Annotated in this window: 5 protein-coding genes; 1 reads left to right on the top strand and 4 read right to left on the bottom strand. The window is 47.8% G+C overall.

Features of this window, described 5'->3' with window-relative positions; translation table 11 throughout:
• Positions 1-11: 11 nt before the first annotated feature.
• The 3 genes from HGH90_RS03945 to HGH90_RS03935 all read right to left on the bottom strand — a co-directional run bounded on the left by HGH90_RS03945 (position 12) and on the right by HGH90_RS03935 (position 10,657).
• Positions 12-3,140, bottom strand: a complete 3,129-nt coding sequence (locus tag HGH90_RS03945) for a SusC/RagA family TonB-linked outer membrane protein (RefSeq protein ID WP_169190442.1) — start codon at positions 3,138-3,140, stop codon at positions 12-14.
• Between the two features lie 70 nt (positions 3,141-3,210).
• Entirely contained in the window at positions 3,211-6,057 is a 2,847-nt protein-coding gene (locus HGH90_RS03940; RefSeq protein ID WP_168763689.1) for a TIM-barrel domain-containing protein, read from the bottom strand.
• A 517-nt stretch (positions 6,058-6,574) separates the two neighbouring features.
• The gene (locus tag HGH90_RS03935; RefSeq protein WP_169190790.1) at positions 6,575-10,657 is read right to left on the bottom strand and encodes a two-component regulator propeller domain-containing protein; all 4,083 of its coding nucleotides are present in this window, start codon (positions 10,655-10,657) and stop codon (positions 6,575-6,577) included.
• Positions 10,658-11,059: 402 nt separating this feature from the next.
• Between HGH90_RS03935 and HGH90_RS03930 the strand changes: the two genes are divergently transcribed.
• Positions 11,060-11,857, top strand: a complete 798-nt coding sequence (locus HGH90_RS03930) for a DUF4350 domain-containing protein (RefSeq protein WP_169190441.1) — start codon at positions 11,060-11,062, stop codon at positions 11,855-11,857.
• Positions 11,858-11,860: 3 nt separating this feature from the next.
• Here the strand turns inward: HGH90_RS03930 and queG are convergent, their stop codons facing one another.
• Positions 11,861-12,775, bottom strand: coding sequence for a tRNA epoxyqueuosine(34) reductase QueG (gene queG / locus HGH90_RS03925; protein WP_169190440.1), 915 nt, complete (start codon positions 12,773-12,775; stop codon positions 11,861-11,863).
• Between the last annotated feature and the right edge of the window lie 47 nt (positions 12,776-12,822).

Here is a 12,822-nt window from a genome sequence, read left to right as displayed (position 1 = left end):
ATTGCCCGGGTTTAGAATTTAACATTAAGACCGAATAAAATAGTTCTGGGCTGTGGGAAATAACCGAGGTCAGTTCCGGAAGACCAGGGATCTATACCATAACCAACTTCAGGATCCAGGCCACGGTAATGTGTAAACGTAAACACATTCAAACCGGAAACATAGAGCCTTAACTGCTGCATAGGCAGGCGTTTCAGTAATGTCCTCTTCAGGTCGTAGCCCAGGTTGATACTCTTGATACGCAGGAATGCCCCGTTGTGTACATACAGGTCAGAGAAGCGGGTATAGTTCTGGTTAGGCTCGTTGTTTTGGGTAACACGGGGCAGGTAGTTAGAAGTACCTTCTCCATGCCAGCGGTCAAAGATGGCCGTAGTATAGTTGTTAATATAACGGTCGTAAGCGCGGGTACCATCTACGATATCATTGCCGCCCACACCGCTGAGCAATACCGACAGGTCAAAGCCTCTCCAGTCGGCAGACAAAGACATTCCATATGTTTGTTTTGGATTCGGATCGCCTACCTTGGTTTTATCATCGCCGGTAATGATGCCATCACCGTTCATGTCTACAAAACGTACATCGCCAGGCTGTGCATTTGGCTGTATCTTCTGACCGTTTTTACCGGTATAAGCATCAATTTCTGCCTGGTTCTGGAAAATACCGGCTGTTTTGAGGCCATAGAAGAAGCCGATAGGCATCCCATTCTGTGCCCGGAAGTATTCATCCATATTGGAAGCCAATACCCCGTTATAAGACGGATGCAATACACCTTCCTGGTTAGGGATCTGCAATACGGTGTTTTTATTGAAGGAAATATTACCACCAATACCAATATTCACTTCACCAAATTTGTGATGGTAGTTGATACCCAATTCTATCCCTTTGTTTTCAATATTACCCCCATTGATGGTAGGTGCGCCGGTACCTACGATATCCGGGATGGGCGCGGTTACCAGCCAATCGCGGGTACTCTTCTTGTACCAGTCAAAGGTGATGTTCAGATTTTTAAACAACGTCGCATCAAATCCTATGTCCGTTTGTTCCGATGCTTCCCAGCGTAAGCGGGGATTGGGAATTTTGTCGGGAGCGGCGCCCACGGCTTTCACGCCATTGAAGTAATAGTCGCGGTAAGTGGAGTTAATGGTTGCCAGGTAGCGGAAATCGTCGATCCGGTCGCTGCCATTTTGCCCCCATCCACCACGGATCTTCAGGAAGTTCAGCCAGGAAATATCACGCAGGAAGTTTTCATTGGTGGCAATCCATCCTACGGAAAAGGAAGGAAAGTATCCATAACGGTTATCTGCGCCAAATTTCGTGGACCCATCCCGGCGAAGGGTGGCGGTCAACAGGTATTTTTCATCGTAGTTATAAAAGATTCTTCCAAAGTAAGACTGCAGGGCATTCATGCTCCGCGTACCAAATACTTTACGGGTATCTTCGTTGGTCCCATTGCTGATGATGGCGTGATCAAAGTCGGGAATGATAAGGTCCGATTTGCTGCCACCTACATTATATCCTTCATACTTCTTAGCGGTGGTACCTACCATTACATTCAGGTTATTTTTACCGACATTCAACTGGTAGGTGAGGGTGTTATCCCAGTTCCAGGTAAGGTTGCGGTAAATAGCCTGACTGGCCTGTGAGTGGGTACTGCTGTTATTGGTACCCAGGTTATATACCGGGATAAATGAATTCACATAGTTATAGGAGATATCCGCGCCGAAATCAGTGCGTAGGGTCAATCCCTTGATCAGCGTAGCTTCTGCATAGATATCGCCGATGATACGATCGATGATAGTTTTATTGTTTTGCAGGTAATCGATACCGCCAATCGGGTTAATTTCATCTGCGTAGGCCGATTTACCATAGCTGCCATCGGCATTGTATACGGGGAAAGTTGGATTGGCATTTAACAGCCCGCGGATGGAGTTGTTATAGATATTGCCGGTACCGATTCCCCGTTGACGTGTGTGGGTATACGTTAAATTCTCCCCGGTTTTAATTACATCTTTATACAACTTATGCTCTGAGTTAATACGGAAAGATGTTCTTTCAAAGTTAGACCTGCCGGGTAGTCCCATAATTCCTTGTTGCCCCTGGTAGGAGAGGGAAGAGGAATAAATCGAACGTTCATTACCACCGGAAAATCCCAGGCTGTATTGCTGGATGGGTGCATTACGAAGCGTGGCTGCTTTTTGCCAGTCGGTGCCTTCGCCCATCTTGGCAATGGAATCTGCGGAGTAGATAGGCACGGAGCCTGAGTTAATGGCCGCTTCATTCATAATGTTGGCATATTGCTTCGCATTGAGCAGGTCCAGCTTTTTAGCAGGGTTCTGCAACCCATAAGACGCATCAAATGTTACGCTTACTTTGCCGGCTTTTCCTTTTTTGGTGGTGATCATCACCAGCCCATTTGCAGCGCGGGTACCATAAATGGCTACGGAAGCGGCATCTTTTAATACATCAATACTGGCGATATCAGTAGGATTCAAATAGGCGATATCTTCCACGGGGAAGCCGTCTACGATGAATAACGGTTTTGCATCGCCATTAGTGCCTATACCACGGATGGTAAACTTCATCGGGTCGCCGGGCTGGCCGGAGTTAGCCGTTACCTGTACACCCGGGGCCTGTCCCTGTAACGATTGCTCAAGACTAACACTATGATTCTTGATCAGGTCATCGTTGTTCAGGTGAACGGTGGCGCCGGTAACTACTTTCTTCTTTTGCACGCCATAACCTACTACCACCAGCTCATCCAGGCCAGTGGCGCTCGATTGCAGGCGGATGGTCATCGGGCCTCCCACGGTAACCGGCACTTCCTGCCTGGTATAACCTACCAGGGAAATTACCAGTATTTCGCCGGCATCGGCTTCTAGTGTGAATAGTCCATTGACGTTGGTGACGGTACCACGGGCGGTACCTTTTACTACTATATTAACCCCGGGGAGCGGCGCGCCATCTTTGGCGCCCAATACCTTGCCGGTAACGGTTTGTTTTATAACATGCGTATAGGCGCTGCTGTTAGCAACGGAGGCCAATAACGCGGGTGGAGCAGTAGCCGCTAAACTGCAGACAGCAATCGCCCGTAAGACATACTGCCGCGGAATAAAATTGCTGATGGCGTACCTGTTTTTCATGTGAACGTGTTTTATTAGGCTAAAAAGTGAACAGACAGTAAATGTTTTTTTGATGGAAGAATGGTCCAGGTCAGAAGGCCCGGACCGTTTTTGCTATTCCATTATATGTTATCATTTTACCTGCTATTTGCTGATTGTCGGGCCCTCCGGGCTGTTGCTTACTTACAAATACTACCTCGAAGTACCGCTGCTGCAGCATGCCGGGGAAGCTGCCTTCCCGTTGTCCTATGCGGAGCGTTTGTGCAGCGTCATCCCACTGAAAGCTAATCTGGCTGTAAGCGCCTTTCTCGTATTGATAGTTATTGGTTTCATCTTCATAAAGGGTAAAATTCCCATCTTTACCGGTATACACGTACAGGCGGATGGTGTCGGCAGGCCGCTCGCTGGTATATTGCAACGCAGGGCCAACCGGCAGGATCGCGCCTTCCTTTACATACAAAGGCATCCGTGATAAAGGCGCATCGGCTTGTATATGCCGCCCGCCCGGCTGGTATTGCCCAGTGTAGAAGTCATACCAGCCATTACCCATCGGCAGATACAATTCCCGGCTACGTGCTTGGTAATGGGTAACAGGATTTACCAGCAGCGAAGGCCCAAACATATACTGATCACGGATTCCCAACACCGCTGTATCCTGGCCATAATCCATGGCCAGCCCGCGCATAATCGTATAGTCGTGATGGTAAGTACTGCCTGCCAATGAATAGATATAGGGCAGCAAGCGGTAGCGCAACTGATCGTAATACAGCATCGACCGGTACGCAGCGCTGCTGTCGGGCGCTATATTATACATCTCGCGGTAAGGGTATTGCCCGTGTGACCGGAACAAGGGGCAAAAAGCGCCATACTGGAACCAACGGGTATTTAATTCTCTCCACTCTTCCAATGCTGCGCCTTGTGGATTGGGCTTATCATATTTATCTTCTACAAAAAAACCGCCTATATCAGTGGTCCAGTAAGGCAAGCCCGACATACAAAAGTTCAGACCCGCAGGTATTTGCCTACCCAGCTCTTCAAAAGTGGCGGCAATATCCCCGCTCCAGGTGGCGGCAGCATAGCGCTGCAACCCCGCATAGGCGGATCGGGTGAGGATAAATACCCGTTGATCAGGCTTCACCGACCGCTGCCCTTCGTAAATACCTTTGGCATTTACCAGCGCATAGGTATTGAAGTATTGCGTAGATGATCCAAGTGCGGTTGGATTCATCAGTGTTTTCCTCACTTCAATGGAGGAATTGGATAAAATATCCGGTTCAGTGGCATCCAGCCACCACGCGTCTACACCTTTGCTAAACAGGTTTTTGTTGATCAGGCTCCAGAACAGCCGCCGCGCTTCGGGATTAAACGCATCATAAAACGTAGATACGTACCCGTTACCAATCCAGTCGCGCTGCCTGTTTTTGATGTTCTGTTTGTACAGCCAGTTTTTACTGTCAAACAACTTGTAATTATCGATCCCCTCGTAAAATTTGGGCCATACCGATATCATAAAGTTGGTATGATACTGTTCGTGCAAACGTTTAATCATACCCGCCGGGTCAGGGAAGCGGGCCGGGTCAAACTGCTGGCTTCCCCATTCATCCTGCTTCCAATAGCTCCAGTCAAGCACAATGTTGTCGATAGGAATCTGTCTTTTGCGGAACTCCGCCACAGTATTTTCAATCTCCGCCTGCGTTTTGTAGCGTTCCCGGCTTTGCCAAAAACCGAGTGCCCAACGTGGAATCATAGTAGCCTTGCCGGTTACCTGCCGGTATCCACTGATCACTTCATCCATGTTTTTACCATACATGAAATAGTAGTCAATTCTTTCGGCAGCTTCGGAACTGAGCTTCATTTTATCGGTAGCTGCCGGATCAGGAGCAAGGAATTTAAGGGAGATGAACGACTGGGATGTTTCTGGAATCCATTCTACTTTAACAGTGGCAGGCTGTCCCTTTTTCAACGTTTCCCGGAAAACGGAGGCGCCGGGATTCCAACTTTCTCGCCACCTGTCCAGTTTCAGCTGCCCATTGATCCATACTTTGGTATAACCGGAAGTAGTCATGAAAAATTTGTAGTCGCCGCTGGCATCAGGAGTCACCGTGCCTTCCCAGGTCACCTTCCCTTCTACCATCGGGAACGCCGCCGGTAAGGCGCTCAGCCGGTCCAGGAACTCATAGTCTATTTTATCTTCGGTCTTTTTAACGTACACTGTATTGTTATACCGGTCGCCATAAGTAGCAGTAAAGCCTCCCGGCTTACCCTCCGCAGAGACTAAGTGTAAAGCTGACATTTGCTGGTAAGGCCGGTCATCGCCAAAACGGGTAATGGAATAGTTATCCCATAGAATACCGTAGTTATGGTTAGATATCACAAAAGGCACCGCCGCCACAGAGTTGTACTGGGTAAGGTCTACATCCTGGTTTTTGTAGTTCATTACCCCGGTCTGATGTTGCCCCAGCCCATAAAAAGCTTCGTCGGCGGGCGATTCAAATACCTGCTGTATTTTATATAAAGATTGCTGATCGATAGTAACCGGGGTAAAAGTTTTACCTCCGCCGCGTTGCTCTTGTAGTATAACATGACCTGCCTTATCAGAGAAACGCACTTCTCCTGTATGCAGGCCTACGGTGGCGATGAGGCTGGCGGTGCTGAGGGTTACATTATCTGTGCTCTCTGCCGCATCCCATTGAATGGAATGGCCCTGTTTATTAACGGCCATGAGGCTCGGGGCTCCCTGGAAACTTTCGCCAGGGGTAGCGGTTACGTGAATCACCTTATCTGAAACCACCTGTAATTTTATCTGCCTCGCGCCATTACGGGCGGGTTGTTTTAAATGTACAACTATACCATCTGATAGTTTATCTACCTGGCTGGCAAAACATCCCGTGGTAAGAAGTGTGGCAAGTACAATCGGTATCGCCCTCTTTGTCTGCATAACTTGACTTGATTTTTCCTTGATTGAACGTGGTTGTTGGTGATAGGTAAATGGCCTTTTTCCAAAACGTGGTTACTCAAAACGTGTGGAAACAAAAGTAAATGGCCCCCCGGATTCATAGGGTACGGGTATGTTTTAGATGTGGGGCGATTATGTTAATCTGTTCCCCCTGCGAGGTAACATAATGATAGGTAACTGGGTATAAAATGTTAATCCGGGAAAATGCGAGCGATTGATTTTAAATAGGTTACAGCAGAAACAAGCCAATGAGTGATGCGGTAATCAAACCATACAGGATGATCTCTATTAATAGATACAAACGGTTGCTCTTCTTAAAATTGTGCTTGAACATAGACAGATATAATAGTTTCCGGGGCAAAATTATCTATTGTCCCCCGTTGCCAGGGGACGTCTTTCGTTATTTGATAGGGTAGATTTGTTTTAAAAGAGCGGAAAGCATAAAGCTATTGTAGCGAATAACAATTTTATCATTCGCTAGTCATTCGCTACAATAGCTTTATGCTTTCCGCTTTATGCTCTCTGCTTTATACTGCGATGGCAGTACATTATATTCCATCTTAAAGTAACGGGTGAAATATTTGGGGTTGTTGAATCCTACCTCATAGGCTACTTCGGCTACAGTGAGCTGGCTTTTTTCCAACAGTTGAACGGCGCGCTTCAACCTTATACTCCGGATAAACTCAATCGGTGATCGTCCGGTGAGCGCCAGTATTTTCTTGTAAACAGATACACGGCTCATAAACAACGCCCGGCTTAGTTCCTCCACAGAGAAGTCAGGATTGGAAATGTTTTTCTCTACGATCTGCAAGGCCTGCTGAATAAATTGCTCATCGGCAGAAGAAATGGCAATCTCACTGGGATTGGCTTCTATATGCTGCTGGAAGGTTTTCCGCAAGGAGGTTTGTTGGGAGATAATATTGCGGAGTCGCGATAATAATACCTCAAAATTAAAAGGCTTGGTAATATAATCTGATGCACCTGTTTCCAGGGCCTCCAGCTGTTGGACCTCTTCCGCCCGGGCGGTGAGTAATACTACCGGCAGGTGGGTAGTACGTTGTTGGGCCCTCACTTTTTTACAAAGTTCCAGGCCGTCCATTTCGGGCATGGAAATATCGCTGACGATTAAGTGGGGGAGGGTTTGCTGCAACAGTTTCCAGGCTACTAACCCGTTTTCGGCTTCCAGGATCTGGAAATATTGCGACAGGTTATCTTTCAGGTAAAAACGAAAATCTTCATTATCCTCCACCAACAATACTACCGGCTTTTTGCTGTTGTTCACCGGCGCTGCTACAGCAAGTGCAGCCTGCTGTGTGCGGATGGTTTCCTCCATAGCGCCGGCAACAGCAGGAGTAACGGCCTTCACCGGCAATACTACGGTAAAACAGCTGCCCATTTCCGGTGCACTGTCTACGCTGATATTGCCTCCATGCATTTTCACAAACTCTTTGGTAATGGATAAGCCAATACCGCTGCCCTGGTTCACCACAGAGGCGGGCAAATCATGCTGAAAGAAACGTTCGAAGATATGGTCCTGCTTTTCCAGCGGAATCCCAATACCGTTATCCTTTACCGCTATTTCCAACTGCGCATCGGATTCCCGGTACTGTACCTGCACACCAATGGCCCCGTCTTCCGGGGTAAACTTGAAGGCATTGGAAAGCAGGTTAAAGAGAATCTTTTCTATTTTGTCCGCATCATACAGCATCTTCAATTCCTGTACATTGCTCTGAAAGGTAAGCGAGATATGCTTTTTATCGGAGAGGTCTGAAAAGGAACCAGTGAGCTCCCTTAAAAAGCTGATGATATCTCCCTCGCCGGTATGCAGTTTTATTTCTTGTACTTCCATTTTACGGAAGTCGAGCAACTGGTTAACGAGGCTCAGCAGCCGCCGTGCATTCCGTTGCATCAGCTCCAGCTGGGATCTTAACGGCGCCTCCGCGGTTTGTTTGATGATTTTTTCCAGGGGAGTAATAATGAGACTGAGCGGGGTTCTGAATTCATGGCTCACATTTGTGAAGAAGCGTATTTTCAGGCTATCCAGTTCATGCATGCGTGCCGCTTCCTGGGTTTGCTGCGCCATCCGGAACTTCAGCCTTTCCCGCTCCAGGATGATCCGGCGGGCCAGTAACAAGGCGCCTATGATCAGTAACACATAACACAGGAAAGCAGGCCAGGTTTTCCAGAAAGGAGGAAGGACCCTAATCTTTAAGGTAAGTCCTGCATCATTCCATACGCCGTCATTATTGGATGCTTTTACCCGGAAGGTATATTCTCCCGGATCGAGGTTGGTAAAAGTAGCCCTGCGTTGCGTGCCGTCGGTATATAGCCAGTCTTTGTTAAACCCCTCCAGCATATACGCATACTGGTTTTTCTCCGGGTGAAAATAATTGAGGGACGCAAACTCCAGGGAAAATACATTCTCCCCGTGTTGCAGGGTAATACTGCGTATTTCGGAGATGGCCCCCGGCAATAGTACCCTTCCATTGATTTTTTCACCGGGTAGTATGCTCTTGTTAAAGATCTGCAGATCGGTTAATACAACGGGTGGTATGTTTTTGTTAAGGGCAATGCTGGTAGGATAAAACAAATTAAACCCATTCCCTCCGCCAAAGATCAGCTCACCCCGGCTGGTTTTAAGGGCGGCATTCTCGTTGAAATCCTTGCCCTGCAATCCATCCGATTCATCGTAATTCTTGAAGTGATACGTAAGCCCCTTCCCGTTAGCCCCCGGCTGAAAAGTCATATTACATAAACCATTGGGAGTGCTCATCCAAAGGCTATGGTCATTGGCCTCCAATATATTCAGTACGGTATTGTCAGGAAGACCGTCGCTTTTCCGGAACGTCGTGAAGTCGTCGTCTTTCGGATTGTAAAGATCCAGTCCCTCGCGGGTACCGATCCATACACGGTCCTGGCTGTCCTGGAAAATGCATACAATGTTATTATGACTCAGGCTCGCCGGGTTATTAGGATCATTGCTGTAATGCCGGAAGATCCCAGTTCCCGGACTGCGTATATCCAAACCATCAGAAGTACCCACCCACAGGCTCCCTTGCTTGTCTTCCAGCAGCGCAGAAACATATTTGGAGGGAACGGCCGGCCGGAAATGAGCGAATTTATTCGTGACAGGATCTAGTTGATTCAGTCCCCCCGCCAGCGTCCCCACCCAAAGGCGGTGTTGACTGTCTTCCAGCAATTCCCAGATACTATTGTCGCTTAGGCTGCTACTGTCTTTCGGATCATGCTTGTAGTGAACAAACCGATGGCCATCAAACCGGTCCAGCCCTCCAAAATAGGTGCCTACCCACAACTGACGGGCATGGTCTATTAAAAGACTCACTACTACGTTACCAGATATACTATTGGCGTTGGCGGGATCATGGCGGTAGGTGGTAAAGGTATTGCGGCTGCGGTCGAAATAGATTAATCCACCCCCATTGGTGCCTATCCAGAGATTGCCTTTATCGTCTTCCACAAACCGGTTCACATCATTAAATGTTAAACTGTTGCGGCTATACGACATGTTCTGGTAAAGCGGGAATTTTACCATGTTCTCATGGTAGTAATTCAGCCCTTTTTTAAAGGTGCCTATCCAGATGATACCGGTGTTATCTTTATACAGGGCGTTAATACTATTCTGACTCAGGCTGCGACTATCCTCGCTGATGTTTTCAATATAACGGACCTGCTGTGCTTTTTTATCTATAATATTAATGCCTCCATGATCGGTGCCTACCCATATCAATCCATTGTTATCGGGCACAATACCCCTCACGATGTTATTATTAAGCGCCAAGCCAGGCGTATGCTGATCTATATGCCGGAAGGTATATTGACGGGTATTAAAATGGTAAACCCCGTTGTCTTCATTATTGTTGAACAGCCAGAGATCCCCGTCATTGTCGGCCACCATCGACCAGTTAGCGCCGGCCAGGCTGTTATTACGATAGAGGACACGGTGGCTGCGGCTGTCCATTTTTTCCAGGATACCGTTGCTATGTAGTAGCCAGCAATCGCCGGCCTTGTCGGCTACCAGTGCAGCAACGCTATTGGTGGCAATACTGCTGGTATCGGCATTATGCGTAAGCCTCGTGGCGGTATGTTGTCCATCAGTAATAAAAATGCCGGCAGTTGGGTGTAGCAGCCAGTACTGGCCGGAAGGCATCCTGGTGATGGCTGTTAGGGTATTGCCGGGAATGCCCCATTGCTGCAGCAATATCTCCGGATGGCGGTTAAAGCGGCCGGTAACGGGATCATAAATATTGATACCGCTACGGGTTCTGATCCAGAGCCGCCGCGCGGGTCCCTCCATGATCTGGCTGATATTGTTGTCGGATAAAGAACTGCTGTCGCGTAAGTCGTGGAGATAAACGGTAAAATGGTATCCGTCAAACCGGTTCAGTCCTGCTCCTGTCCCAATCCATAGGAAACCAGTACTATCCCGGAAAATGCAGTTCACCTGGTTGTTGGATAAGCCCTGGTTAATGTCAATCCGGTTAAACTGGTAAGCGAGGGTCTGACCCGGTAATGTCCTGGTAAATAGTAGAAAAAAGAAGAATATAATAGCCCGCTTCCGCATGTGCACACCCCTTGGTTGAAAAAATGTTAGCCTGACAATTATTAAGGCGCAACAATATAACACAAAACGATTATAAACAAAGAAAGGTCGAAAGAATTCGACCTTTATTGCTAAAATTCCACGTTATGGCACTCAGGTCCATAAAAAGTTAATCAGCTAATAGTCCGGTATAACCGATATATAATAAGTGATATTTTGCGACGGTGTGCGGGTTGCCAGCCACTTGCCATACAAAAGTAGGGGAAGCTAAAACGATTGTCAAGAAATTAGCAAACAATATTTTTAAAATTGTAGAAAGAGTGTCCGGTACCCACTTTTTACCTGCATGATAATTTCAGCAACCGGTTGGAATTATAATCTTTAAAGAATATTGAGTATTTTTTGGCCAATTTTAAAAATTCCATGAAAGTACTTGCACTCAGCCTATTCTTGTCGGCCGGCCTTGCCTGTGCCAGCGTTGCCCAACAGCCCGTAAAGTCTCCGAAGGTCACCCTTGATTACTATTACAACAACGAATTTAAAAAAGACCACGCCGGTAACCCATTCAGGTGGCACTACATCTGGAATGAAACCGATAATGGCGGCTTGTCTATCTGGGGCGGTATCTTCGACTCCCTCGGTGTAAGAAGGGATAGTCTCCTGGAAGCCCCCACTATGGCTAACTTGCAGCATACTGATATTTATATGATCATCGACCCGGATACAGACACCGAATCGCCACATCCTAATTACATGAATGAAAAGGATGCCCGCGAAATTTATAACTGGGTGAAAGCTGGTGGCGTACTGGTATTGATGGAAAATGACTCGCTAAATGCCGACTTTATCCATTTTAATAAACTCAGTGAAAAATTCGGTATCCATTTCAACGGCGACAGCAAAAACCGCGTACAGGGCCGTAACTGGACACAGGGCGCTTTTAAAATCCCGCCTGGACATGAAATATTTTCCGGTGTAAACAAAGTATATATCAAGGAGCTATCTACCCTCACGCTGAAAAGGCCTGCCAGGGCAGTATATGAAAACGGCGGCCATGTGATTATGGCCGTTGCAGCCGTAGGTAAAGGCACCGTGTTTGCGGTTGGCGATCCCTGGTTTTATAATGAATATGTAAATGGGGAAAGGCTTACGCCTGATTATGAAAATTACGGAGCAGCCGTGGATCTCACCAAATGGCTGCTATCTAAAATAAGACGATAATGGCTAGTGTCCCAGGAATTGCAGGTTCCTGCGGATCCCGGCAAACTTACTGCGCTTCAGGGGAGAATGGCGGAAAATGGTTTTAAAGGCTTCTTCTGTCAGCTCTTCCCAGTCACGGGTAGTGAAATTCAGGACAGCCGGAATCGGGCTGAACTCCGCCTCCTGGTGCGCTTTGGAGAAACGATTCCAGGGACATACGTCCTGGCACGTATCACAGCCAAACATCCAATCGTCAAACTGCCCCTTCATCTTCTCCGGTATCAGCTGATCTTTCAGCTCTATAGTAAAGTAGGAAATACATTTGCTGCCGTCTACTACGCCTGGCGCTACCAGCGCTTGGGTAGGACAAGCATCCAGGCAGCGTGTACACGACCCGCAGTAGTCGCCCACCGGACCGTCGTAGTCCAGGGGAATATCGGTGATCAGCGTGGCTATAAAGAAAAAAGAACCTGCCTGTTTGTGGATCAGGCTCCCATTTTTGCCTATCCAGCCAAGCCCGCTACGCCGCGCCCAGGCCCGCTCCAATACCGGCGCCGAATCTACAAACCCGCGCCCCTGCACCGGCCCGATATGCTCCTGCATCCGCAGCAGCATAGTCTTTAACCTGGCCCGGATCACCTCGTGATAATCATGACCGTAAGCATACTTGGAGATACGGGGAGCATCCGCCCGCTGCTGGGCAGAAGGGAAATAATTGAACAGCAGCGTAATCACCGACTGGGCGCCGTCTACCAACTTCCGGGGATCTATCCGCTTGTCGAAATGGTTTTCCATATACTGCATGTTGCCGTGCATGCCCTTATTCAGCCAGGACTCCAGCCGACGCGCATCATCATCCAGTTGCTCCGCACGAGCTATACCACAGTGATCAAATCCCAGCTCCTTTGCCAGCTGCTTTATGAATAAAGTATGGGTCATCTCCGCAAAATTACATGAATTTTTATACCTTCATGTAGCATAATTAC

It is taken from the genome of Chitinophaga sp. Ak27, assembly GCF_012726295.1.
GTDB lineage: Bacteria > Bacteroidota > Bacteroidia > Chitinophagales > Chitinophagaceae > Chitinophaga.
The sequence above is the reverse complement of the archived record's forward strand: the minus strand, read 5'-3'. Positions and strand labels throughout refer to the sequence as shown.